Source organism: Streptomyces sp. MspMP-M5 (assembly GCF_000373585.1).
GTDB lineage: Bacteria > Actinomycetota > Actinomycetes > Streptomycetales > Streptomycetaceae > Streptomyces.
On the sequence record NZ_KB891854.1, the window covers coordinates 389,261 to 414,924 of the forward strand.

Annotated in this window: 16 protein-coding genes and 2 pseudogenes; 8 read left to right on the forward strand and 10 right to left on the reverse strand. The window is 69.0% G+C overall.

The genetic code is table 11. The annotated features are described in order from the left end of the window. The first annotated feature begins 344 nt into the window (after window positions 1-344). Together B073_RS0104870 and B073_RS0104875 are read left to right on the forward strand one after the other, a co-directional pair. Window positions 345-3,764, forward strand: a complete 3,420-nt coding sequence (locus B073_RS0104870; RefSeq protein WP_018536969.1) for a GH92 family glycosyl hydrolase — start codon at window positions 345-347, stop codon at window positions 3,762-3,764. A 353-nt stretch (window positions 3,765-4,117) separates the two neighbouring features. After that, entirely contained in the window at window positions 4,118-5,080 is a 963-nt protein-coding gene (locus B073_RS0104875; protein WP_018536970.1) for an FG-GAP repeat domain-containing protein, read from the forward strand. A 109-nt stretch (window positions 5,081-5,189) separates the two neighbouring features. Here the strand turns inward: B073_RS0104875 and acnA are convergent, their stop codons facing one another. After that, entirely contained in the window at window positions 5,190-7,904 is a 2,715-nt protein-coding gene (gene acnA, locus B073_RS0104880; protein WP_018536971.1) for an aconitate hydratase AcnA, read from the reverse strand. Window positions 7,905-8,275: 371 nt separating this feature from the next. Here acnA and B073_RS0104885 point away from each other — a divergent pair, with 371 nt between their 5' ends. After that, entirely contained in the window at window positions 8,276-9,178 is a 903-nt protein-coding gene (locus B073_RS0104885; RefSeq protein ID WP_018536972.1) for an aminoglycoside phosphotransferase family protein, read from the forward strand. 68 nt (window positions 9,179-9,246) lie between these two features. Here B073_RS0104885 and B073_RS0104890 read toward each other — a convergent pair whose 3' ends face one another. The 3 genes from B073_RS0104890 to B073_RS0104900 all read right to left on the reverse strand — a co-directional run bounded on the left by B073_RS0104890 (window position 9,247) and on the right by B073_RS0104900 (window position 11,637). Beyond that, window positions 9,247-10,107 carry a nucleotidyltransferase gene (locus tag B073_RS0104890; protein WP_026247068.1) on the reverse strand — a complete coding sequence of 287 codons (861 nt, stop codon included), beginning with the start codon at window positions 10,105-10,107 and terminating at the stop codon, window positions 9,247-9,249. 182 nt (window positions 10,108-10,289) lie between these two features. After that, the gene (locus B073_RS0104895; RefSeq protein WP_018536974.1) at window positions 10,290-10,649 is read right to left on the reverse strand and encodes a GntR family transcriptional regulator; all 360 of its coding nucleotides are present in this window, start codon (window positions 10,647-10,649) and stop codon (window positions 10,290-10,292) included. Between the two features lies 1 nt (window position 10,650). Beyond that, the gene (locus B073_RS0104900) at window positions 10,651-11,637 is read right to left on the reverse strand and encodes a hypothetical protein (RefSeq protein ID WP_037810937.1); all 987 of its coding nucleotides are present in this window, start codon (window positions 11,635-11,637) and stop codon (window positions 10,651-10,653) included. Window positions 11,638-11,737: 100 nt separating this feature from the next. On the opposite strand from B073_RS0104900, the gene B073_RS0104905 reads away from it, so the two are divergent. Then, complete coding sequence (locus B073_RS0104905) at window positions 11,738-13,267, forward strand: helix-turn-helix domain-containing protein (protein WP_018536976.1); 1,530 nt, start codon at window positions 11,738-11,740, stop codon at window positions 13,265-13,267. A gap of 151 nt (window positions 13,268-13,418) precedes the next feature. Here B073_RS0104905 and B073_RS0104910 read toward each other — a convergent pair whose 3' ends face one another. Further along, window positions 13,419-13,853: an integrase gene (locus B073_RS0104910; RefSeq protein WP_026247069.1), complete on the reverse strand. Its 435-nt coding sequence runs from the start codon at window positions 13,851-13,853 to the stop codon at window positions 13,419-13,421. A 139-nt stretch (window positions 13,854-13,992) separates the two neighbouring features. Here B073_RS0104910 and B073_RS43580 point away from each other — a divergent pair. Beyond that, a pseudogene (locus tag B073_RS43580) lies at window positions 13,993-14,283 on the forward strand (NUDIX domain-containing protein); the annotation flags it as partial. On the opposite strand, the pseudogene B073_RS39125 reads toward B073_RS43580, so the two are convergent. Next, window positions 14,283-14,567: pseudogene (locus B073_RS39125) on the reverse strand (HD domain-containing protein); the annotation flags it as partial. The pseudogenes B073_RS43580 and B073_RS39125 sit on opposite strands and share 1 nt — an antisense overlap. 506 nt (window positions 14,568-15,073) lie before the next feature. Next, a complete protein-coding gene (locus tag B073_RS43585) occupies window positions 15,074-15,364 on the reverse strand; it encodes a hypothetical protein (RefSeq protein WP_234024994.1) in 291 nt (96 codons plus the stop codon). A gap of 344 nt (window positions 15,365-15,708) precedes the next feature. Here B073_RS43585 and B073_RS42680 point away from each other — a divergent pair, with 344 nt between their 5' ends. The 3 genes from B073_RS42680 to B073_RS0104930 all read left to right on the forward strand — a co-directional run bounded on the left by B073_RS42680 (window position 15,709) and on the right by B073_RS0104930 (window position 20,466). Continuing rightward, window positions 15,709-16,239, forward strand: a complete 531-nt coding sequence (locus B073_RS42680; protein ID WP_158690089.1) for a hypothetical protein — start codon at window positions 15,709-15,711, stop codon at window positions 16,237-16,239. Between the two features lie 204 nt (window positions 16,240-16,443). Then, window positions 16,444-17,277 (forward strand): hypothetical protein, encoded by an 834-nt coding sequence (locus B073_RS0104925; protein WP_018536980.1) that lies wholly within the window; start codon window positions 16,444-16,446, stop codon window positions 17,275-17,277. A gap of 1,074 nt (window positions 17,278-18,351) precedes the next feature. Then, the gene (locus B073_RS0104930) at window positions 18,352-20,466 is read left to right on the forward strand and encodes a toll/interleukin-1 receptor domain-containing protein (RefSeq protein WP_018536981.1); all 2,115 of its coding nucleotides are present in this window, start codon (window positions 18,352-18,354) and stop codon (window positions 20,464-20,466) included. 399 nt (window positions 20,467-20,865) lie between these two features. Here B073_RS0104930 and B073_RS42685 read toward each other — a convergent pair whose 3' ends face one another. The 3 genes from B073_RS42685 to B073_RS0104945 all read right to left on the reverse strand — a co-directional run bounded on the left by B073_RS42685 (window position 20,866) and on the right by B073_RS0104945 (window position 25,612). Then, window positions 20,866-21,726: a hypothetical protein gene (locus B073_RS42685; RefSeq protein WP_018536982.1), complete on the reverse strand. Its 861-nt coding sequence runs from the start codon at window positions 21,724-21,726 to the stop codon at window positions 20,866-20,868. A 216-nt stretch (window positions 21,727-21,942) separates the two neighbouring features. After that, window positions 21,943-22,896, reverse strand: a complete 954-nt coding sequence (locus B073_RS0104940; RefSeq protein ID WP_158690090.1) for a hypothetical protein — start codon at window positions 22,894-22,896, stop codon at window positions 21,943-21,945. A gap of 115 nt (window positions 22,897-23,011) precedes the next feature. Then, window positions 23,012-25,612: an ABC transporter permease gene (locus tag B073_RS0104945; RefSeq protein WP_018536984.1), complete on the reverse strand. Its 2,601-nt coding sequence runs from the start codon at window positions 25,610-25,612 to the stop codon at window positions 23,012-23,014. Window positions 25,613-25,664 lie beyond the last annotated feature (52 nt).

Genomic DNA, 25,664 nt, shown 5'->3' on the forward strand with positions numbered 1-25,664 from the left:
CCCGCATTCCCCCGGATTCCGGCCCTGGATCTGGTGTACGGCCGGTTTCGGACGCCGATAGGTATAGTCCACTTCCGGCCGAACCGGCAAGATCGGATACCGGGTTGGCCGGGAGTCTTTCCCTAGTTGAGACCTCCCCGGTATGTGCCCCGGGCATCCCTTTGAGAGGTTTCGGCGGAGGGCGGGCGGCCCGCCGGGGCGGCGCCGGACGCCCCGGCGGCACCGGCGGTCGCGACACGGTCGCCGCCCGCCCCGCACACCCTTGACACCCGCCCCCGCGCGCACCTTACTTGTCTCTGCACTACGCAACTGACAACGATGTCAATCTCGTTGAGAGGGCTCGCGTGCGGCACAGACACCGGCACAGTCCCCTGCGGGCGCTCGCCCGCCCCGCCGCCCTCGCGGCGGCCGCCCTGCTCGTCGCCACCGCCCCCACCGCGACCGGCGTCGCGCAGGCCGCGCCGCCCCGACCACCGCACAGCGCAACGGAGTTCCGCTCCTCCTTCGAACCGGGCCAGCCGGCGCCGGACTGGACCGACACCGTCGAGACCGGCCCGGACGGCCGCCCGAAGACCTCCGGCGTCGCCCCGGCGACCACGCCCGGCGCACCCGGGATGAACACCGCGCCCGGCTCCGGCCCCGTCGACTCCCCCACCGCCAAGCCGCACGCCGGATTCACCGGCGGCCACGCGCTGCGCTACGCCGGCACCCACACCGCCGCCGGCCGGGCCTACTCGTACAACAAGCTGTTCGCGGTGCACCTCCCCGTCACCCCCACGACCACGCTCTCCTACGCGCTCTTCCCGGAGATGGCGGAGACCGACCTCGACTACCCCGCCACCCATGTCGCGGTCGACCTGGCCTTCACCGACGGCACGTACCTCAGCGAACTGGCCGCGACCGACCAGTACGGCGCGCCGCTGACCCCGCAGGGCCAGGCCGCCGCCAAGACGCTCTACGTCAACCAGTGGAACCACCGCGAGTCCCGGATCGGCGCGGTCGCCGCCGGGAAGACCATCGCACGCATCCTGCTCGCCTACGACGCGCCCCGGGCCCCGCACACCGCGCCCGCCTTCCGCGGCTGGCTCGACGACCTCGCCATCGGTCCCGAGGTGCCGGAGAAGCCGGCCGCCCACCTCTCCGACTACGCGGTCACCACCCGTGGCACCCTCTCCAGCGGCGGCTTCTCGCGCGGCAACACCTTCCCCGCGACCGCGGTGCCCAACGGCTTCACCTTCTGGACGCCGGTGACGAACGCCGGCTCCACCGACTGGCTCTACGAGTACGCGCGGCGGAACAACGCCGACAACCTCCCCACCCTCCAGGCGTTCAGCGCCAGTCACGAGCCGAGCCCCTGGATGGGCGACCGGCAGACCTTCCAGGTGATGCCGTCCACGGCGGCCGGCACCCCGGACGCCTCGCGCACCGGCCGCGCGCTGCCCTTCCACCACGAGCACGAGTCCGCCCGGCCGTACCGCTACGCGGTGACCTTCGACAACGGCCTGCGGACCGAGATCGCGCCGACCGACCACGCGGCGATGATGCGGTTCACCTTCCCCGGCGCCGACGCCAACCTGCTCTTCGACAACGTCAACGACAAGGGCGGCCTGACCCTCGACGCCGCGCACGGCGTCGTCTCCGGCTACTCCGACGTGCGCAGCGGTCTGTCGGCCGGCGCCACCCGGCTGTTCGTCTACGGCGTGGTGGACGCGCCGGTCACCGCGAGCGGGCGGTCTGCAGGGGGAGGGGGCAAGGACGTCACCGGCTATCTGAAGCTGCGGCCGGGCACCGACCGCACCGTGACGCTGCGGCTGGCCACCTCGCTGATCGGCGTCGGGCAGGCGAAGGCCAACCTCGCCCGGGAGATCCCCGACGGCACCTCCTTCGCCACCGTCCGGGACCGCGCCCGCGCCCAGTGGGACGCCCTGCTCGGCCGCGTCGAGGTGCAGGGCGCCACCCACGACCAGCTGACCACCCTCTACTCCAGCCTCTACCGGCTCTACCTCTACCCCAACTCGGGCTCGGAGCAGGTCGGTTCGCGGCTCCGCTACGCCAGTCCGTTCTCGCCGCCGGCCGGCCCGGACACCCCCACGCACACCGGCGCCGAGATCGTCGACGGTGCGGTGTACGTCAACAACGGCTTCTGGGACACCTATCGCACCACCTGGCCCGCCTACACGCTGCTCACCCCCGGCCGGGCGGGCCGGATGGCGGACGGGTTCGTCCAGCAGTACAAGGACGGCGGCTGGATCTCCCGCTGGTCCTCGCCCGGTTACGCGGACCTGATGACCGGGACCAGCTCCGACGTCGCGTTCGCCGACGCCTACGTCAAGGGCGTGAAGTTCGACGCCGCCGCTGCTTACGACGCGGCGGTGAAGAACGCGACCGTCGCCCCGCCCGCCGCCGGCGTCGGCCGCAAGGGCATGACCACCGCGCCGTTCCTCGGTTACACCAGCACCGACACCCGCGAGGGCGCGTCCTGGGCGCTGGAGGGCTACCTCAACGACTTCGGCATCGCGCGGATGGGGCAGGCCCTGTACGCCAGGACCCACAACCCCCGCTACAAGGAGGAGTCGGCGTACTTCCTGGGCCGGGCCCGGAACTACGTACGGCTCTTCGACGCCCGCATCGGCTTCTTCCAGGGCCGGGACGCCCGGGGCGGCTGGCGGCTGCCGCCGGACCGCTTCGACCCCCGCGTCTGGGGCTACGACTACACCGAGACCAACGCCTGGACCTTCGCCTTCGCCGCACCGCAGGACACCCGCGGACTGGCCGACCTCTACGGCGGCCGGGCCGGCCTGGCGAAGAAGCTGGACGCCTACTTCGGCACACCGGAGACCGCCGCGAAGCGGTTCGCCGGCTCCTACGGCGACGTCATCCACGAGATGACCGAGGCCCGCGACGTCCGGATGGGGATGTACGGGCACAGCAACCAGCCCTCGCACCACATCGCCTACCTCTACGACGCGGCCGGGCAGCCGTACAAGACCCAGGCCAAGGTCCGCGAGGTGCTCTCCCGGCTCTACCTCGGCAGCGAGATCGGCCAGGGCTACCCGGGCGACGAGGACAACGGCGAGATGTCCGCGTGGTACGTCTTCAGCGCCCTGGGCTGCTATCCGCTGGTGATGGGCCAGGGCGAGTACGCGGTGGGCTCACCGCTCTTCACCAGGGCCACGGTGCACCTGGAGAACGGCCGCGACCTCGTCGTCAACGCGCCCCGCAACAGCGCCCGGAACGTCTACGTCCAGGGCCTCCGGGTCAACGGCAAGCCGTGGAACTCCACCGCCCTGCCGCACGCCCTGCTCGCCCGCGGCGGCACCCTGGACTTCGCCATGGGCCCCCGCCCCTCCCGCTGGGCCACCGGCCCGGACGCCGGACCCGCCTCGCTCACCCAGGGCGACACGGTGCCCGCCCCGCCCTCCGACCTGACCGTCCCGGACGGCGGCCCGCTCACCGACAACGCCTCCGCCACCTCCGCCACGGTCACCCGCGCCACCTTCACCGTCCCCGCCGGCGCCACCGTCTCCTCCTACACCCTCACCTCCGCCACCGCCCCGACCGCCCCGCACGCCTGGCTCCTGGAAGCCTCCGACGACGGCACCCACTGGACCCCCCTGGACCACCGCACAGACCAGCACTTCACCTGGGACCGCCAAACCCGCCCCTTCCCCCTCCCCGCCCCCACCACCCACCGCCACTACCGCCTCACCTTCCCCACACCGACCACCCTCGCGGAGGTCGAACTGCTGGGACAGCGCCCATGAGTCGGGGCCGTCGAGGTCAGACGCTCACGCCGTCCGGAGTCCCGGTGTCGGAAGGATCACAGGGCGGAACAAGAGGCGCGGAGCGGGACAGAGCGACGGGGGCCGGCTTCGTCGGGGAGTGGTGCGGGCGGGGTCTCTCGCTCGGTTCGCCGGGTTCGTGCCCGCAACTCCGAATCGTCTGTGGGGAAAAGGTTGTACGGGCGGAAGGGGAGCCGTTCGCGCCGACGCCAAGGTAGTTGACAGATGAAGAACCCGTGACAGGATCCTGAGCTCCGGACACCTTCGGCGCGCCCCCACCGGGGGCGCGCCGTCGTCGTGCCGGACACCCTTCGATCCCCTACACGGAGAACTACGTGGCAATACTCTCCGGCCGCAGGCGTGGACGGGCCCTGTCCCGTCTCGCCACCGCGGCCATCGCCGTCGCGCTCGCCGGCACCGCTGCCGGCACCTCCTTCGCGGCGGACAACCCCGGCGCGGCCACCCGGAACGCCGTCCAGGCTCCTCCGCAGGCGCCCGCCCAGGCCCCGAACGCGATCACCGGCGGTGCCACCGGCACCGGCTCGACCGCCGACGCGGCCAACCCGGTCTTCACCCTCTTCGGGGTGGAGTCCTCCGGTGCCACGTACGTCTACGACGTCGACGGCTCGGGCAAGTTCACGGCCCGCCAGAAGGTCGACGACGACGGTGCCGTCCGCGCCGAGCAGCAGGCGGTGGACAACGACGGCGACGGCATCGGCGACGGGGTCTGGCTCTGGACCCCCGGTGGCGACCTGTACTTCAGCAACGCCGCCGCCCCGGACAGCGTCCACATCGGCGGCGGCTGGAACATCTACGACAAGGTGCTCTCGCCGGGCAACCTGGGCGGCGCCCAGGGGTACGACATCCTCGCCCGCGACCGCTCCGGTGTGCTCTGGATGTACCTCGGCTACCCCGACGGCCGGGTCACCGCCCGCACCAAGGTCGGCGCCGGCTGGGGAATCTACGACCTGATCACCGGCAAGGGCGACCTGACCGGTGACGGCAAGGCCGACATCATCGCCCGCGAGAAGTCCACCGGCGACCTGTACCTCTACAAGGGCACCGGCGACCAGAGCGCGCCGTTCGCGGCCCGCCAGAAGATCGGCACCGGCTGGGGCGGCTACAACGCCCTGGTCTCCACCGGCGACGTGAACCTCGACGGGAAGACCGACTTCGTGGCGCGGGACGGCTCCGGCCGCCTCTACGCCTACTACGGCACCGGCAACGCCGCGAGCCCGTACCGGGCCCGCGTCCAGATCGGCACCGGCTGGAACATCTACACCAAGCTGTTCTCCTAGCCGTTCTCCCGGCTGTTCTCCAGCTGCTCTTCCGGCTGTCTGCAGCACAAGCGCGAGGGCCGCACCCCCCGTCCGGGGAGTGCGGCCCTCGTGGCCGTACCGCGTGCGGTTACTTGCGGATCAGGCTCCGCAGCACGTACTGCATGATGCCGCCGTTGCGGTAGTAGTCCGCCTCACCGGGGGTGTCGATGCGGACCACCGCGTCGAACTCGACACCGGTGTCGGTGGTGACCTTCACCGTGCGCGGGGTGGTGCCGTTGTTGAGCTCCTCGACACCCGCGAAGGAGAAGGTCTCCTCGCCGGTCAGGCCGAGGGACTGCGCCGAGGCGCCCTCGGGGAACTGCAGCGGCAGCACGCCCATGCCGATGAGGTTGGAGCGGTGGATGCGCTCGTAGGACTCGGCGATGACGGCCTTGACGCCGAGCAGCGCGGTGCCCTTGGCCGCCCAGTCGCGGGACGAGCCGGAGCCGTACTCCTTGCCGGCCAGGACGACCAGCGGGATGCCCTGCTCGATGTAGTTGCGCGAGGCGTCGTAGATGAACGACACCGGTGCGTCGGCCTGGGTGAAGTCGCGGGTGTAGCCGCCCTCGGTGCCCGGCGCGATCTGGTTGCGCAGGCGGATGTTGGCGAACGTACCGCGGATCATGACCTCGTGGTTGCCGCGGCGGGAGCCGTAGCTGTTGAAGTCGCGGCGCTCGACGCCGTGCTCCGTGAGGTACTTGCCGGCCGGGGTGTCGGCCTTGATGGCACCGGCCGGGGAGATGTGGTCGGTGGTGACCGAGTCGCCCAGCTTGGCCAGCACGCGGGCACCGGAGATGTCCTGGACCGGCGCGGGCTCCATCTGCATGCCCTCGAAGTACGGGGGCTTGCGGACGTAGGTGGACTCGGCGTCCCACTCGAAGGTGTTGCCGGTCGGGATCGGCAGCGCCTGCCACTGGGCGTCGCCCGCGAAGACGTCGGAGTAGGACTTGTTGAACATGTCCTCGCCGATCGCGTTCGCGACCACGTCGTTGACCTCGGCCTCGGTCGGCCAGATGTCCTTCAGGTAGACCGGGTTGCCGTCCTGGTCGATGCCCAGGGCCTCGGTGGTGATGTCCACCTTCATGGAGCCCGCGAGGGCGTAGGCGACGACCAGCGGCGGGGACGCCAGGTAGTTCATCTTGACGTCGGGGTTGATCCGGCCCTCGAAGTTGCGGTTGCCGGAGAGCACCGAGGTGACGGCCAGGTCGTGGTCGTTGACGGCCTGGGAGACCTCCTCCGGCAGCGGGCCGGAGTTGCCGATGCAGGTGGTGCAGCCGTAGCCGACGAGGTTGAAGCCGACCTTGTCGAGGTAGGGGGTCAGGCCCGCCTTGTCGAAGTAGTCGGTGACGACCTTCGAGCCCGGGGCGAGGGTGGTCTTGACCCACGGCTTGCGGGTCAGGCCCTTCTCGACCGCCTTCTTGGCCACCAGGGCGGCGGCGACCATGACGTACGGGTTCGAGGTGTTGGTGCAGGAGGTGATCGCGGCGACGGTGACGGCGCCGTGGTCCAGCTCGTAGGTCGAGCCGTCGGGGGCGGTCACGGTGACCGGGTTGGACGGCACGCCGTTGTGGACGGCCGGGGCGTCGGAGGCCGGGAAGGACTCCTCGCCCGCCTCGTCGGCGGTGTCGACGTAGTTGCGGACGTCCTGCTTGAACTGCTCGGCGGCGTTGGCGAGGACGATGCGGTCCTGCGGGCGCTTCGGGCCGGCGATGGACGGGACGACGGTGGAGAGGTCCAGTTCCAGCTTCTCGGAGAAGTCCGGCTCGGCCTGCGGGTCCAGCCAGAGGCCCTGCTGCTTGGCGTACGCCTCGACCAGCGCGACCTGCTGCTCCGAACGGCCGGTCAGCTTCAGGTAGTTCAGCGTCTCGCCGTCGATCGGGAAGATCGCGGCGGTGGAGCCGAACTCCGGCGACATGTTGCCGATGGTGGCGCGGTTGGCGAGCGAGGTGGCGGCGACGCCCTCGCCGTAGAACTCGACGAACTTGCCGACGACACCGTGCTTGCGCAGCATCTCGGTGATGGTGAGCACGAGGTCCGTGGCGGTCGTACCGGGCTTCAGCTCACCGGTCAGCTTGAAGCCGACCACGCGCGGGATGAGCATGGAGACCGGCTGGCCGAGCATCGCGGCCTCGGCCTCGATGCCGCCGACGCCCCAGCCCAGCACGCCCAGGCCGTTGACCATGGTGGTGTGCGAGTCGGTGCCGACGAGGGTGTCGGGGTATGCCTGGCCGCCTCGGACCATGACCGTGCGGGCCAGGTGCTCGATGTTGACCTGGTGGACGATGCCGGTGCCCGGCGGGACGACCTTGAACTCGTCGAACGCGGTCTGGCCCCAGCGCAGGAACTGGTAGCGCTCGCGGTTGCGGCCGTACTCCAGCTCCACGTTCTGACCGAACGCGTCCTTGGTGCCGAACTTGTCGGCGATGACGGAGTGGTCGATGACCAGCTCGGCCGGCGCCAGCGGGTTGATCTTCGCCGGGTCGCCGCCCAGCTCCTTCACGGCCTCGCGCATGGTCGCCAGGTCCACGACGCACGGCACGCCGGTGAAGTCCTGCATGATCACGCGGGCCGGCGTGAACTGGATCTCCTGCGAGGGCTGCGCCTGGGAGTCCCAGTTGCCGAGGGCACGGATGTGGTCGGCGGTGATGTTCGCGCCGTCCTCGGTGCGGAGCAGGTTCTCCAGCAGCACCTTGAGGCTGTAGGGCAGACGGGCCGAGCCCTCCACCTTGTCCAGCCTGAAGATCTCGTACGACTCGTCGCCCACCTGCAGCGTGCTACGGGCGTCGAAGCTGTTCGCCGACACGACAGTCTCCTTCAATGATTTCGCGCGTACCACCGCAATCCTGCCGTCACAGGTTCCTCGCCGATCCGCTAAGGTGAACCTTAGTTAGGTACGCCTAACTAAATACGGCAGCGGTACGCCTTCCGGCAGATATCTCGATGTCGAGATAACTCTAGTACATCGCTGCTGCCGGGTCATGCCCCGACGGCCCTGATCTCTCGCAGCGGAGGTTGAGCGCTCTCAGCGAAGATCGGTGACCGCTGGGCTTTCTCAGCGAAGGTTGCGTGGCTGCCTTCGCAGGCCGTGGGGGGAATCCCGTTCCCGGCGACTTCGGTCTGGACTCCTTCGACGAGAGCGAGAACCGCTCGGCCTGCCCAGTACCGTGGCTTCGCATGACCGACTCCGAGATCGAGATCACCGCGGGCCTGGTCCGCGACCTACTGGAGGAGCAGCACCCGGACCTTGCGGAGCTAGCCCTCCGCGAAGTGGCGGGCGGATGGGACAACCAGCAGTGGCGCCTTGGGGACGAGCTGGCCGTGCGCGTGCCGCGTACAGAACGTGCCCCGGATCTCCAGCGCAAGGAGTGCCGATGGCTGCCCGTCCTGGCCCCGTGCCTGCCGCTCCCGATTCCGAACCCTGTGCGGATCGGTGAACCGTCCGCGCGCTTCCCCAGGCCCTGGACCATCATGACGTGGGTTCCTGGCGAGCCACTGGACCACACCTCGATCAGCCGCGGCGACCACGCGGCCGACACACTGGCGGGCTTCCTCAGGGCGCTGCATACGGAGGCGCCCGCCGAGGCGCCGACCAGTTCGGACCGCGGCGCTCACCCCAAGAAGTGCACGGACGGTTTCGACCACCTCTTTCAAGCCGTTGTCCCCGGCAGCATTGCCGACGAGGTCCGGGCCGTCTGGGATGACGCCGTTGCGGCCCCGGAGTGGGAGGGCCCGCAGGTATGGGTGCACGGTGACCTGCATCCCGCAAATGTCGTCGTCTCGGACGGGACGCTCTCGGGAGTGATCGACTTCGGTGACATGTTCGCCGGCGACCCGGCGTGGGACCTCGCGGCCGCCTGGGTAGTCCTTCCCACAGGCGCCGCCTCACGGTTCTTCGACGCGTACGCGCATGCGGACGAGGCGACGATCCGGCGCGCCCGCGGGCTGGCTGCTCTGAAAAGCCTGTTCCTCATGCTGATGGGCCAGAACGGAGATCGGGGCCTTCCTGGTGGCAAGCCGGCATGGGGGCCTGCAGGCCGGGCAGCGCTCGATCGTGTTCTGAGATGCGGTTTGACGTAGACACGGGGCGGAGGAGCGTCAGCGGCCCCACCCGACTCTCCTCCGTCAGGTTTCGCGCGACTCGGGACTCACCCTTCGGTGAGAACGCTCAACAATCGCTGCGACATGTCAGGCCCGCCACGCTGCGCCCGGCCGCCCGGCTCGGCCCTCGGACACCCCGCGACCCAGGCGCTCCCGTACACGGCCGGCGTCCGGTCGATCGCCGGACCGAGGAAGGCACGGGTCAGCTCGGCGCGCCGGAGCGGCCAGCCCGCGCGGTGGGACTCCGGTGCTCCGGCCGCGCGGTCCGGTGGCGGCGGGGCGCCGGGGTCGGGGCCGTAGCGCCGGTGCCGGATGTCGGCGAGGACCTGGGCCGGCGCGCCCAGGCCGGCCAGGACGGGCAGGGCCCGGCGCTTGCTGATCAGGGTGCCGTCCCGCAGCGTCACCGTGGCCCGGGCCAGGGTCAGCAGCCCGAGGTCCACCCAGATGTCCCGCAGCCAGCATTCGGGGCGGGCACGTGCGGGTCGCCGGAATCCGCGCAGGTCGGCGAGGACGAAGCCGGTCAGCCGGGCGTCGGTCACCGGGGGTACGAGCGCGGTGGGGCCGTCGCCGTACAGGACCAGGCCGAAGGTGTGGAGTTCGCGGCGGGTGACGGGGGTGAGCGGGCGGTGCGTCAACTTGCCGTGTGCCCAGGCGAGATGGGGGTGCGCGGGGTCGTCCGGTGCGGTGCCGTCCGGGTAGGCGCAGTGCAGCGCCCGGGCCGGCGGGCCGCCGGTGTCGGCGAGCTGCCGGTGGAGCTCCGCCAGGCGGCGTTCCTCCTGCGGAGCGACGGGGCGGTCGAGGACCGCGACCAGATCGAGGTCGCTGCGGCCCTCCTGACAGTCGCCGCCGGCCAGCGAGCCGTGCGCCCAGAGCGCCCGCAGCGACACCCGCTCCTGAAGGCCCGTCAGGAAGGCCCGTCAGGAAGGCGCGGAGCAGGGCGACGGTGGCCGGCGGTGGCTCCGGCCGGTGCTCGCCGGTCGGTGTCCGCATCTGCGCCTCCCGCCCCGGCCGCCAACACGGCCCTCCGGAAACCCCGTCCCCGCTCGCGTGCCCCACCCGCGCCGGTGCCAACCGCCCTCCCGGGCCCGGCTCATCCCCCGTCCAGCCCGAGCCGCACCACCCGCACGATCTCCTCGTCGCTCAGGCCCAGGTGGCGGGCCTCGGCGATCAACCGCTCGGCGGCCTCGCCGAGACGGGCGCGGGCCGGGGAGGCGGCTCCGGTGACCACCGCGCCGCGGCCGCGGCGGAGTTCGATCAGCCCCTCCTCCTTCAGCCGCTGGTAGCCCCGCAGCACGGTGTGGACGTTGACGCCGAGGGAGGCGGCCAGCGCGCGGGCGGCGGGCAGACGCTCCCCGGCGCGGACCGAGCCGTCGGCGATGGCGCCGCGGACCGAGGCGGCGATCTGGTCGCCGAGCGGGACGGACGAGCCGGGGTCGACGCGGAACAGCACGTCAGCCTCCTTCTCCGGAGCGCCGGCGGTCGAGGTAGGTGTTGAGCAGGGCGGCGGCGGTGGCGGCGTCGTCGACCGTCACCACGAACTCCCGGCCGTTGGTGAGGCGGAGCACCACGCCCTCCCCCGAACGGAGCAGCAGGCCACTGCCGCCGGGCCGGATGCGGTATCCCCAGCCACCGTACTCGGAGAGTGCCGCGATCGAGCGGCTGGTCGCCTCCGCCACCTTGGCGAGCGGTATCCGACGCAGCGGAAACGGCAGCAGGGCCGGCTGGACGGTCAGCCCGCGGCGGTCGACGGTCACCCGTGCGGAGCAGCAGCCCACGACCAGCGCGCCGCCCAGGCCCATCACCGCACCGCCGAGCAGGGCGCCGAGCACGATCTGCAGGATTCCTACGGCCGTCAGTAGGCCGCCCACGAGGGCCAGCGGCAGCGAGCTGACGGTGCGTGACCAGCCGGCCCGGACGCCGGCGGGCAGGTCGAGGCGGCCCGCGGCGCCCGTTCCGGTGCGGGGCGCCGGGGCGTCGGGGCCGGCCAGCAGCCAGGCCAGGACGCCGGCCGCGGCGCCCGCCGCCAGCGTGGCGGCCAGCAGCCAGGCGGGGAGTCGCACCGCACCCGGTCCGGCGGCACCGGCGTTCCCGAGCAGGATCGCGGCCACCGGAGCCCCCAGGGTGACGGCGGTGAACCAGCCCGTCCCGACCAGGACGCGCCCGCCCCAGACCGGCGTGCGGTGCCGGATGAACAGGCCGATACCGGCCCCGAGCACCAACAGGACCACCAGACACACCACAAGGAACGCCTGCGGCGAGGAGTAGCCGTTGGGCCGGCCGTCGAGGCCGAAGCCGGACGCGAGCCGGTCGGGCAGCCGGCCGGCGACGCACGCGTAGAGCGCGCCGAGGGTGAGGGTGACGACGATGAACGGCGCGGCGGCGAGCCAGCCCCGCCGACGGGTGCCGGCGGGTGGGGCGGACGCCCCGGATTGCTTCATGACGACCATGGCGACCTCCAGTTGTTTGCATAGTAGTAGAACAACCCCGAGAGGACCCCGCAATGACACATCAATCTCATATCTGAGATACGGTCACCCCATGGCAGACGACTACCTCGTACGCATCGGCAGGCTCATCCGTGACGCCAGGCAACACCGTGGCTGGACACAGACGCAGCTCGCCGAGGCGCTCGGCACCAGCCAGAGTGCGGTCAATCGCATCGAACGCGGCAACCAGAACATCAGCCTTGAGATGATCGCCCGCATCGGCGAAGCCCTGGACAGCGAAATCGTCTCGCTCGGATACGCCGGACCGATGCATCTGCGGGTCGTCGGCGGCCGCCGGCTGTCCGGCAGCATCGACGTCAAGACGAGCAAGAACGCCTGCGTCGCGCTGCTGTGCGCGACGCTGCTCAACGCGGGCCGCACAACTCTGCGGCGGGTGGCCCGTATTGAGGAGGTCTACCGCATCCTGGAGGTGCTGGGCAGCATCGGCGTCCGCACCCGCTGGATCAACGACGGCAACGACCTGGAGATCGTACCGCCGGCCCAACTCGACCTGGACGCCATGGACATGGAGGCGGCCCGCCGCACCCGCAGCGTCATCATGTTCCTCGGTCCGCTGCTGCACCGGATGGACCACTTCAAGCTGCCGTATGCGGGCGGCTGCGACCTCGGCACCCGGACCGTCACGCCCCATCTGACGGCTTTGCGGCACTTCGGGCTGGAGGTCACCGCGACCGACGGCACCTACCTCGCCGAGGTCGACCGCACCGTCGCCCCCAAGCGCGCCATCGTCCTGACCGAACGCGGCGACACCGTCACCGAGAACGCGCTGCTGGCCGCCGCCCGGCACGACGGCGTCACGGTCATCCGCAACGCCTCCTCCAACTACATGGTCCAGGACCTCTGCTTCTTCCTGGAGGAGCTGGGCGTCCGGGTCGACGGCATCGGCACCACCACCCTCACCGTCCACGGCATCGCCAAGATCGACCGCGATGTGGACTTCGCGCCGTCCGAGGACCCGGTCGAGGCGATGAGCCTGCTGGCGGCGGCCGTCGTCACCGAGTCGGAACTGACGATCCGTCGGGTCCCGGTGGAGTTCCTGGAGATCGAGCTGGCCGTCCTGGAGGAGATGGGCCTCGACCACGAGCGCAGCACGGAGTACCGCGCCGACAACGGCCGTACCCGGCTCGTCGACCTGACGGTCCGCCCCTCCAAGCTCCAGGCCCCGCTCGACAAGATCCACCCGATGCCCTTCCCGGGCCTCAACATCGACAACGTCCCGTTCTTCGCGGCCATCGCAGCCACCGCCCAGGGCCAGACCCTCATCCACGACTGGGTCTACGACAACCGCGCCATCTACCTCACCGACCTCACCCGCCTCGGCGCCCAGGTCAAACTCCTGGACCCGCACCGCGTCCTGGTCGACGGCCCCACCCGCTGGCGCTCCGCGGAAATGATGTGCCCCCCGGCACTCCGCCCCGCCGTCGTCGTCCTGCTGGCCATGATGGCCGCCGAGGGCACCTCGGTCCTGCGCAACGTCTACGTCATCAACCGCGGCTACGAGGACCTCGCCGAACGCCTCAACTCGATCGGCGCCCAGATCGAGACCTTCCGCGACATTTGATACGTGAATGCCGCCGCACCCCGTCTGACCTGCTACTTAGCGAGTCAGGGAGGGGTGCGGCGGCATCCCTGGGACTTCTCTGGGACTTCGGGCCCGCGTCGGGCTACGTCCACGCTCCACAGGCTCTGCCGACCACCGGCTACGGCTACGGCTACGCGAAGATCGCGTCGATGGCGGCGCCGCCTCGTGCACCGGCCCAGGGCAGGAAGTGGGAGTACTTCCGCAGCGTGAACCCGGGGTCGGAGTGCCCCAGCCATCGCGCCAGGGAGACGATCGATTCGCCTGCCCCCAGCTCCTCGGAGGCGTAGAAGTGGCGCAGGGCGTGGTAGCCGTGCTCCCGGGAAGGCTCCCAGATCCGGGCCCCGTACTGGGAGCTCGTCTCCAACGCTGCGATCACGCCGGCCTGGGCCAGAGCCGGCTTCCAGACATAGGAGTTGAAGTAGTTCCGGTTGATCGCCTTCCGCTCGCGCCCCGTCACCACGAGGCTGTACGTCCGCGGCCGACCGTGCTTGGCTTCCACCGGTGTCTCGGGAGGACTTGGGTCGCCCCAGGGCAGCGTGACCGGCACCGGCGCAAAGTCCACCATGTGCTGCCGCAGAGCCCTGGTCGCACTTGAGGGCAGGGGAACGTCTCGGACCTTGCGTCCCTTTGGAAGCACAAAGCACAGCTTTGTCCGCACCATCTTGATCTGGCGCCGGACATGGACGACTTCCTCTTCGAAGTCGATGTCGTCCAAGCAGAGGCACAACGACCCCACCGCCCCCAAAGCGAACACCCTCATCCCCGCCAGCAATCTGCTTGTCGTCGACGGAGACGGTGCGATCCTGCTTCAGCGTCGTCGCGACACGGGCCAGTGGGCCCTGCCCGGAGGCGCCCAGGACATCGGGGAGACCGCGGCGCAGTGCGCGGTGCGCGAATGCCTGGAGGAGACCGGCATCGTCGCCTACACCGACGGCGAGATCCGTCAGCGGTACGAGAACATCTCCATCGGCCGCCCGGTCAGCGGCGAGCCCACGTGGTTCGCCACCAACCGCACCAGCCGCTCATCGGCACCATGCTCATCACGGAGGAACCGGGCACCGTCGAGCGGATGGAAACCCGTCGTCGCCAGGCGAGGTGCGTAGCCCACATCATGAAGCGTTGCGGCAGCCACCAGTAGGTCGGCGTTCTCACCCGAGATCTGCCCAAGAGCAGCGGCGCGACGTGCGACTCCCATGCAGTGCACCCACCGCCGCGGAAGAGCAGCATGGAGCTCCGCTTCCGCCACGTGCATCGCCCAGTCCACCGTCAATTCATCCATGATCTGGTTCATGCCCAGGTCTCCTTGCGGGAAGTCCGGCCGCTGCGAGCTGAAAGCCGGCGCCTGGATCAGCCCCTTCGCCTGTGCCGTCCCCACAGCGTTCAACGCTGCCTCTGCACGGATAGTCGACCGCAACAGCGGATACCGGTGCGCGGCGCCAGCAAGTGCCGTCGAGGCGCTGCGGTGAGGGCGACCGGCCAGCCGACAGGGTGAGCTGGATCACGCCGCTGTGGATCTGTCGTCGCCAGCAGCCGAGAGGAAGCCCGTGAAATCAGCCATGTTCGGCTCTCAGGTGCCACGTGACAGCAGGGTTCCTACTTGACTCTGCTGAAACTGTTCTGGCTCGCGGATACGCGGGCCGCTACAGCTGGGGTACATCTTGAATGCATCGGCCGTCTGAACTATCTCAGCCTCAGTGGACCGCAGCGGGATCGCCGCGCGCCGCCGACCTCTATAAGAGGCTCCTGCTTCTCCGCCACACGAGTCCTGATTCGGGAAGCTGCTGGTCAACCGTTCGTCGGCCTGATTTCATCAGGCCCTTTGGACAGGCGAAGTATCTTGTCCCATGCCGCCACTGCACCTGCGGCAGCCGCTGTTGCCAGGGCGACGCCAATGGCAGATGAAGCTAGGGCGAAGACGATGCCAGCGAGGCAGAGCGTGAAAGCTGTCCCGCGGGCTACTTGCCGCCGCCAGGCTTTGCGCTCCTTGAGACTGCGTAGCAGCTCGTCAGGCGAGGCGTCGCCGGGTGCGAGATCCTGCATTCGGCCGCTGGCGAGAACGTTCAGGATCCGTTCCATTTCAAGCAGCGCTTGTTTTACCCCGTCGACGCGATCGAGTTCGACGCCGTCGCGAAGTTCGCGACCTGCCGGGATTGAAGCCGATGCAACAGGACAGTCCGGCTAATGTATGAAAAATGCGTCCTGTTGATGTTCCGATGCCGCCCGCGATCGCCTCTCGCCCTCGTGACCCCCGCGGTTACCCGGTGCCCGCAATCACACCGTGGGAGAACGGCGTCCCTCAGTTCGCCTCGCTGAGCATGAGGCGAGTCTTCCTCTGTGTCACCCAACGGAGATGCACCGTATGCGGCTTGGAGGTCCCGCCCGGCTCTCTGTGGCGCGTCGTTGACACCGAAGAGACCGAGATGCTGGCCGAGGTGCTGGCCGCCGGCATCGGGGGGAAGTTTCAGAATGCGGCACCGACACAGGAGGGCCCCGGCCATCGTCTGTGCATGATCTACAGCGCGATGATCTGCCCCTTCCTCGGAGGTCCGGAAGCTCGCCGAAGCCAGGGGGCGGACACCTACGGGGAGCAGATACCCCGGGGCGAAGCGCGGGGCCAGAAGGGCGGAATCGTCGCCTACGACGGCTGCGAGTTCCGCTCGACACCGGTCGGGCCTGGCGTCGTCTACGGGCACCCGCTCGACTTGATCGAATACGAGCGGGGAGAGGACCTGTTGGACGAGCTGGAGCGGTCGCTCGAAGACGACACTTCAGCCGGGATTGGGAGCTGCCCTCCGTGGCTGCTCGACGACGAAGCCGCTGTGGACGCTGCGTTCAACCGAGCCATGCGCGGGCCGGAGGAAGAAGCGAGGATCCGAGCGGACCGTCGCGCAGCACAGGAGCGCAGGAAGCGCCAGAAGCAAGCCAAAGCTTCCCGGCGCCGGAACCGCTGACGTACGTGCAGTCGTCGATCGACGGGGGACTTGCCCGGTCGATCACGTAATCGTCCCCTGTGGGTGCGTTGATACGGGCATGCGGCGGGCAGTGGAGGTCCGCGGCAGCCATCATGGTCTGGCCGTGGTCGATAGCCGACCGCTGTCACTGGAGCTACCTGCGCCGGCCACACCGTCCCGACTATGTGAGAGAGGCGGTCAAGGATGAGCAGCGAGGGCGACGTGTCCTCTGAAGTGCAGCAGATGATCGAAGAGACACAGGCCATGATGACCGAGGGGCTCTTCGAAGAAACGCTGCGGACCCAGGCCCATGTGGACCCCATAGACCTCAGCGCGTTGCTGGATGTCCTTGCGCTTGGCATCACCAACAGCTGCTGGCGCAACAGCTGCGTTGAGACTTGGCACGCCGAGGGCCGGCTGTCCGACGGCGACATGATGCGGATCAACAGCCACACCACCCACGGCATACGTCAGCGCCTGACCGGCTGGACCACCGAGTTCGGGATCACTTCTGGAAGCAGCGCCGCACTGGCAGAGGTCACCGTGGAAGATGTGGACCTCCTCGCGCATCGGATCTTCCGGTGGTTGACGAATCCCAAGCGCAAGCTCCCCACCGGCATCACCCTGAGCGAGCTCGCCCAGTCGAAGGAAGAACTTGAAGAGTACGAGGATCACGCAGACCGCCGACTCGGTGGGTTCAGCGGGCAAATGGAAGAAAAGGGCGTCCGTTTCGGTCTGCTCTACATGGCCTGCCACGGGGCACTTGCCTGCTCCAAATGGTGGCTGCACCCCTCATGGCCTGATCGCGTTCAGCGCTTCATCACCGTCCTCGACAACCCGACCGACCGTCACTGGGGACCGGATGGAGACTGGCTCAAGCGACTGGAAGCCGAGCCGCCAGCCGTCCGTGATCGAGGCGCCTTGCACGCCATGCTCCTCCAGGCACCCTGGAATCTGGGCATTGAGGCTGCTGAGTGGATCACAGACGCCGGCATTGGCTACCTGGCACCCACGAAAGACCCAAACCCTGCGCAGTGACTGGTGAGCGACACCTTGCCGGTGCTGAACAGCCGCAACCCAGCTGACGCGGGCCCGCTAGCGACTACGTAGGTCATCTGCTCTCCATATGTGAGCGGATGACCTAGCAGGGGCCGTCCGGTACCGAACCCGGGGTCAAGGAAGACCTCCCTGACCAGGCAAAACCGGACAGCAGCGGACCAAGCAGCAGCGTCGATCAGGAAGCCACCTGGACTTTCCATCCACTGGTCGACACTCCGCGGCCTGCGAGAACCTCCGATGTGGTAGGTCTCTGCAGCCATGGAGGTACACGCCACTGGCCGGGGCTGGCGAAGCTGGTGGGGTAGCAGTCCAGCTTGCCGCAACCCCTACGGCGATCTTTCGTCGCCGCCCAGATACCGGGCATTCCCGCTTTCTAAGCCCCCCCCCCCGCTGATCGGGGAGTCGAGGTGATCGCGGGTCCAAAAGGTCCGCTGCACCGGCGACTTCCGCCAGGACACGGGCGAGTTCAGCCAACGCCTGCCGGGAGATTCGAAGCTCCTCGCGGAGCTCGGCCTCGCATTCCCACTCCCGCTCGTGTTGCTGAGGTGCCGTACCAGACGGCCGCGCGGCTTCGTGCTCCGCGAGTGCCGGGTGCCAGCGGGTCAGCAGTGGGCGGACGACTGCATTCAGGACCGTCACCGCCAGGGAACCGAAGGTGATCTGTCCTTGGCGGCTGCGCGGAGCTACGTCAGGGCCGTAGCGACGCAAGATGTCACGTGTGGTGGTGAAGAGCGTGTAGTGCGAGGACAGCGCTTCGCGCAGGACGCCCTCAGTCGGGCCGAGCTCGATCACGCTTACTCGGGTGATCAATTCGACATACAGCTCCCAAGCGGCTTTTCGCTCGGCATCGTCCGGGCGCCAGGTACCGCTGATCTCCCCGACGAACGGCACGGTGAACTTAACGGCGACCTCGGCCGGCCGCCTGCCCATGCCCTTTTTCCTCGGCACGCCATCCCCCACGTCGCGTCGCACCCATAGCCTGGGCCGCCACGATACTGGACAGGATCAGCATTCGGGCAGACTGCCCCGAGCAAGGCAAGCGAAGGGACTGAAATGGATCGGGCTACCGGCGAGGAGGACTGGGACGTCTTCGTCAGCTACAGCCGATCCGATGCCGACCTGCTGGAACTCCTGGCCCCTGCCTTGCGCCACCGCGGACTGCGGGTTTTCGTGGACGACACCGCCGTCGAGGACTTCGCCGGCATCACCTCCACCATCTCCCGTGCGTTGGCCCAGTCGAAGGTGCTCTTGGCCCTCTATTCACACGAATATCCGCGCCGTCGTGCGTGCCAGTGGGAGCTGACCTATGCCTTCCTGGCCGGCCAGCGGGAGGGTGACCCCCGCCGACGCATCCTGGTGATCAACCCCGAGCAGTCCGCGGACCACGTGCAGCCGCTCGAGTTGCGGGATGCCCGACACTGGCCAGGTATCACGGACAAGGGTGTTGCGGAGCGGCTCGCTGATCGGGTTGCCTCGTACGTAAGTGGGCTGACAGGCCCGTTGGGTGGGGTCCCCAGACCAGCACGGCCGCGCTGGCTGCCAGCTCCGATACCGTCCGGGTCCCGGCACTTCACAGGCCGGCTGGCCGAACAGTGGCATCTGCACACGGCACTGCACCGCCACCGCGCACCGCTCGTATCGCAGACAGGCCACGGACGAACCGCTGTGGTCCGGGGCATGCCTGGCATCGGAAAGTCGCTACTGGCCCAGGAGTACGCGCTGCAGTTCGCCTCCTCGTTCCCCGGCGGCATCTACTGGTTTGACCTGCACGCAGCCGCCGACAGCCCGCCTCAACGCACTCTGGAAAGCTACTTCCGTCAACTAGAAACAGTCAGTTCCGCGCTCGGAATCGACGTGCGCGGCAAGTCCCTCCATGCGCTGCTCAGTCATCTGGCCGTCACTTTGGGACGGCGAGATGAGCCCTGCCTCTGGGTGCTCGACGGCGTCCCTGACGGCTTGTCACGCGAGCAACTCGCGCTGCTCCACAGCCCGCACATGCTCGCTGCCACGTTGCTCACCACGCGGTCGCAGCACTACGGCGCCTCCGGCGAGCCGCTCGACCTCGGTCCGCTCCCCGACGCCGACGCCTACGACCTCCTCACCTCACGCCGCCTCCCTGCGGACTCGGCAGAACACCTGACCGCCGACGAGGTCATCCGGGACCTTGGCGGCCATCCCTTCGCGCTGGATCTCATTGCCGAGCGCATGGCCCATGAAAACCTTTCGCGCTTGCGCCGTCTCCTGCACAGCAACACCACAGACGTGCTGCTGCGCTGGGAACGTGCCGCTGCGCCCGGGCGGACATCGGATCACACACCGCGCTCTTCAACTCTGCTGCCGCGCAGCATCAAGACTCACAGTTCCGCCAACGACATTCTCCGGATCCTCGCTCTCGTGCATCCCGCGACTCTTGCTGAAGCTCCGCTGCAGCAGACCCTGGCGCGCGTCGACGCCCTTCGACCTTCCGAAGCCGGCCAGCGCGTCGCAGAGGGCATCGATGTCCTCATCGGTGACGGTGTCGTCCGCCCATCTGCTCCTGACGCCCGCGCTTGGAGCGTGCACCCTCTGATCGCACGTGCGGTCCGACGCCACGACGAAGACGTCACCAGACAAGAGGATCTCCGTCAGGCACTCCTCCACACTCTGGTGCAATCGTGGCCGACTCCTATCCTGGAAAGCCGAACCACTCCGACCACAGCACAGGAGCACCCCGTGCCTTCCCAGTCGCCGGTCTCACCCAATGACATCGAGCGGGCAGCAGCCTTCGACCTGCAGGTCGAGCTCTCCCTACGCGTCGGAGTGCAGCCCCTGGCCGATGGACAGGGCTCACTCAGAGAGGCCCTAACCTCGCTCCACTCCCTGTTCACCACGGCACGCGACTGCCTTCACCGCCTAGGCCCGAATGCCTCTGCCTCCCGGCTCCCCTACCTCGTGGCCACTCTCGTCAACGACCACCTTCGGCCCTTCCTAAGCACATGGCACCCGGCGCTCGAAGTCCACGAAGCAGCCCGGCCAGCTGACACAAGCACTATCGATCACGAACGCCGCTGGGAACACGCCGCAGACATGCGCAACGCCCTGTCGGCTCTGCGGGAACCACTCACCGAGATCACCAGCGCACTCGGCGAACTCTCGGGAGCCGACTTGCTGACGGCCGGTGCCGAATAATGACAGGGTGTCGAGAGGAACGATCACATGGCAAGCAACACCGACCGCATCCCGCCCTTCTAGAGTACGGAAGGGTGCCAGGCCGAGATTGTCCGCTGCCACCTTGGGCACTTGGGCTCTCGGGAGACTTTCGAGGAGCTTGGCGGTTGCCCCTACTGCATGCGCACGCCAGGCGGGCGTGTAGCCGCACTATGAGCCAAGCAGGCTGCCGAGAGACGAGAGGCAACTGCCTCCGACGCATGAGCTGAGTGCCGTCCTGCTACCACCCCGCCGTCCGGTCGGCTGAGGTTCGCGACCGAAGAGGAGCGCCACCTTCGGCGCGTCACGTGGGAGCTGTCTGGGAGCCGACTTCGAGATCCAGCTCCCCGCGCAGGCTGCTTCCTCACACCTCTGCACCTTCTAGCGGTACTCGCGGAGCCGCTTCAGGAAGGCGCCAACGAGGTCGTCGATCTCGGAGTCAACGCTCGTCTCCTCCACCAGGATCCGCTCGATGTGGAAGATCCCGCTGTTGCGCCAATGCCGATCGCGAGTCGCGTCCGCTGCCAGTCGACCCTTGTGGTGCGGTCCATCGACCTCGATGATCCCGACTCGCCCCGTCACGGCCACCAAGAAGTCCGGGGTCCACACACTGCCAGTGGCCACACGGCCCATCGGAAGCGGGAAAATGGAAACGGAGGAGTCGGTCGGCAGAATCTCCTGTTGCCTCTTGAGCGCCTCGTAGACCCGCATCTCCTCGCGGGAGTCAAAGACGAAACCATCTGCACTGAGCACGGCATCGACACTCATGGACCGAGTCCGGGCCGCCTGATTCGAGGCTGTGCCCTGTGCCAGGCGCTGCTGCAGCGCTTGGCGCCAGTTCTCATCGACCTGCGGAAGTGCGGGCGCCGCCGAGACGCCCCCAATCTCGATCTCGTGGCGTTCTGCAACGTGGCCGAAGACTGGCTGGATGGAGTCGATGGCCTCCTTTGTGAAGCGCGAGACGAGATAAGGCGGCACGATCAGCACAGCGTCCTGCCAGTCGCCGAACCGGTTACCGGGGACAATCTCCACATCCTCCACATCCAGCAGGAGGGCAGCCGCCTGGTTGTTTCCCTGCTCGTGGAGCAGATGGGCCGTCTGCGCGAGGACAAGCATCAGCTTTCGCTCCGTGCCCTCCTCCTCGCCCCCTGCGTCCCCCTTACCAACCCGCTCCGTCGTCAGCTGGCTCGGCAGCGAAGTCGCAGGGGAGGGTCGCCTGGTCTCTTCCGCGACATCTGCCATACCGGCACCGTCGCACCCCTTCTGACCTGCAATGAAGCGGCTGCGCCCGGCGCCGCCACCAGCCACGCCCTGGCCAGTTCACCGACGCCACAACTGCGGGGCCAGACAGGAAGACCCTGCCCGGCCCCGTACGCGATCGCCTGATCACGCCCAGCGCATCACCGGCCGCGCTCGCCCGCCGGCTCTACGACGACCGTGACATGGGGAGGTGTGCCGCTAGTTGTCCTGGCGCTTGATCCACGACAGCGGAGTCGCACTGCCGGGTGCCTGGATCATGACGCGGGCGGGGATGAGGACCATTTTTTGTTTCCGCTCGCCGTTGCCGTTGGTGAAGTCGAGCTTGTAGACGATGTACCCGAGGTACTCACCGGCGTTGGCGCGTGACTCGATCCGCCCCAGTACGCCGTCCGGGATGGAGACCTTGCGGTCCTGGTCCACCGTGTTCGTCCATTTGTTGGTGGTGGTGGTCGACTGGCTGTAGCTGAAGTTGATCTCCCTGCCGGTCCCGCCGCTGACCGGTCCGGCGGTTATGTCCAGGTGTGAGGTGACGTTTCCGCCGATGGACCAGCCCTGGGTCTTGCTGGTGTCCTGGCCGACCATGGCCGAGGTCTTGTAGGAGAAGTCCTGCTTGCCCATCTGCGCGTCCGAGCTCTGCATCCTCGGGTACGGCGTCTCAAGGCGGCCGACGAAGCCGCAGGGCATCGGCTCGCCGCCGGGGTTGTGGCTGGGCTGGCCGCACATGGACTTGGCGTCCCAGTTGTCCAGCCAGGGCTCCTTGTCGCTGCTACTGCTGCTGCGGATGTCGGGGCCTTCGGTGGTGACGCCCGATGCGAGGTTGAACCCGCTTCCCAGCTGGGACGGGACGTCCGCGAGCGCCTGGTCGTGCGGGTAGACCTTCTCGACGTCTGCGAGCTTGACCTCCTGCGAGTCCTGCCCCTGGGCCGGGTAGCCCTTGATGGCTTCCGACTGGTTCAGGCGGTTCTGGCTCTGGTTGAGGAAGTTGATGACGTCCTGTTCGGTCCTGAGGAAGGTGTTGCCGTCCTCGGCATGTGCCTGGGTGGGGGAGCCGATCAGGGAGATGCCGGTGAGGAAGGCGGTGGCGAGGGCACCCGCCACCAGGCTGCCCTTCCGTGGGCCTCGACGAGCAGGGGTGGTGCACAGTGTGGACACGTGAATCTCCTTGACTTGTCGGGAACTTGCGGGAACTGCTCCGGCGTCGGCCGCTGGTCGGCCGTGCCGCATTCAGGGGGCTTCGGGGGATTCCGTCGGCGGGTGCCGCTCTTGGTCAACTCGCCTGGATCGAGCGCAGCATGTTCAGACGGGCGGCTCGGTGGGCCGGCCAGATGGCGGCCAGGACGCCGATCATCCATGCCAGGACCAGGAAGGCGCCGAGCCTTCCCCATGGCAGGACGGTCTCGTAGTCGTGCATCGAGGTCGTGGTCAGGCCGCCTGCGGCCCAGGCCAGGAAGATGCCGGTGCCGATGCCGAGGATCGCGCCGAACAGTGAGATGACCACCGACTCCAGCCGGACCATCTGCCGGATGCCGGCGCGGTCGAGGCCGATGGCGCGCAGCATCCCGATCTCCCGGGTGCGTTCGACGACCGACATGGCCAGGGTGTTGACGACGCCGAGGATCGCGATGACGACGGCCATGCCGAGCAGCCCGTACGTCATGCTGAGGACCGTGGTGACCTTCTCGTTGTTGTCCTTGACGAGTTGCTCCTGGGTCCGGACCTTCAGCAGCGGACTGTCGCCGAGCGCGGCGCGGATCGCGCGCTCCAGGCCGGCGGCCCTGCCGGGCTCGGCCTTGACCAGCAGGTTGTCGAACTGCTTCGTCACGGAGTACGGGAGCACGTCGGCGCGCGTGCCCAGGGCATCGTCGACGGCGGCGGTCTTGGTGTAGACGCCGACGACCGTCAGCTTCCGCTTCGCGGCCTTGCCGCCGTCCATGGCGCCGCCCATCTGGGCGTCGAGGGTGGCGCCGGCCTGGAGGCCGGCTCGCTTGGCGAACTGGTCGGAGACCGCGATCCTCCCGGGGCCGATGTCGTGCAGCGAGCCGGCGCGGAAGTCGAGTTGTGCGACCTTGCCGAACGCGTCGGGGTCGGTGCCGGTGATGACGGCCGACTGGCCTTGGGTGTCGAGCTGCGCCATGGTGACGGGGGCGGCCGCGGCGACCCCGGGCACCCGGGCGATCTTGCCGACGGCGTCCGTGTCGAGTCCGCGGGCGCTGTTGTAGTTGACCTTGTAGTCGGCGGTCAGGCCGTGGGTGGCCTCCTCGGCCATGGCGTGCTGGGCGGAGTGGGCACCGACGGTCAGGCCGGTGATCAGGGCGAGCCCGATCATCAGGGCGGAGGCGGTGGCGGCGGTGCGGCGCGGGTTGCGCAGCGCGTTCTCCTTGGCCAGCCTGCCGCCCACGCCGAAGAAGCGGGTGGCGGCCTTGCCGGCCAGTGCGATCAACGGTCGGGAGAGCAGCGGGGCCAGCACGATCACGCCGAGAAGGGTCAGTGCGCCGCCGAGCATCGCGGCCGACAGGTTCGACTCCTTGGTGCCCTTGAGTGTGGAGACGTAGAGCATCACCAGCACTCCGGCCCCGGTGAGCAGCGTGCCGAGCACGTTGCGGAGCCGCAGGGCGCGGGCGGGCGGGGCCTGGTCGACACTGCTGAGCGCCGCCACGGGGGCGATCTTCGCAGCCCTGCGGGAGGGCAGCCAGGCCGCCAGAACGGTGATGACGACGCCCACCGCGAGCGCGGCCAGCGGAGCCGCGGGCGTGATGACCAGCGGCCCGTCGGGCAGCCCGGCACCCGTCGAGTTGAGCAGCGGGTGCATGGCCGTGGCGATGCCGAGGCCGAGCGCGAATCCGCCGACGGAGGACACCAGGCCGAGCAGGGCGGCCTCGATGAGGACGGAGCGGACGACCTGGCGGCGCGAGGCGCCCACCGCCCGCAGCAGCGCGATCTCCCGGCTGCGCTGGGCGATGAGCATGGTGAAGGTGTTGGCGATCAGGAACACGCCGACGAACAGCGCGACGCCGGCGAAGACCAGCAGCGTCTTCGTCAAGTATCCGGTGTTCTCGGCGATCTGGGCGGACTGCTCGGCGGCCAGTTGGGTGCCGCTGGTGGCGCTGGCGCCCTCCTTCGGGAGCAGCGCCTGGACCTGGTCGGTCAGCGTGTACTCGTCGGTCCCCGGGCGGGCCGCGACCGCGATCTCGTCGAAGCGGCCGGAGCGGTGGAACAGCTTCTGTGCGGTCCCGGTGTCGAAGAGCGTCAGGGTGCCGCCGGCAGTGACCTGGGGGTCGTCGGTGGAGACGATGCCGACCAGCTTCTTGGCCAGGGCAGGGCCGTCGGTGGCGAAACGGACGGTGTCGCCGATCCGGTAGCCGGCCTTCGCCGCGGTGCCGGCATCGAGGGCCAGCTCGCCCGCGGCGGCGGGGCCGCGACCTTCCTTGATCGGGTAGTGGCTGTCCCTGCCGTCCTTGCCGGGCAGGTAGTTGGTGGCCAGGTTCTGCCCGTTGGCGTCGGCGTTGACCGGGAGGCCGCCCTTACCGGCCAAGGTGGCCCGGCCATGGACGAGGGGGCGCACTTCCCTGACGCCGGGCAGCGCGCGGATCTTCCGCGCCAGCGCGGCATCGAGGGCGGTGGCCGGCGTGCCGTCCTGACCGTCTGCCGGGTCAGGGGCAGCCGTGTCGGTGGCGGTGGCGTCGTCCGCCCGCACGGAAACGGCCACGCCCTTGAGGCTCTGGGCCGAGGCACTGCGGAAGGCGTTCGCCATGGTGTCGGCGAAGACGAGGGTGCCGGAGACGAAGGCGACGCCGAGCAGGACCGCGAGCGCGGTCATGATCAATCGGGCTTTGTGCGCAAGGACGTTGCGCAGGGCGGTACGCAGCATGGTGGTCGGTTCAGTCCTGGGTGCGAGGTGACAGGGCGCGGATGCGGGAGGA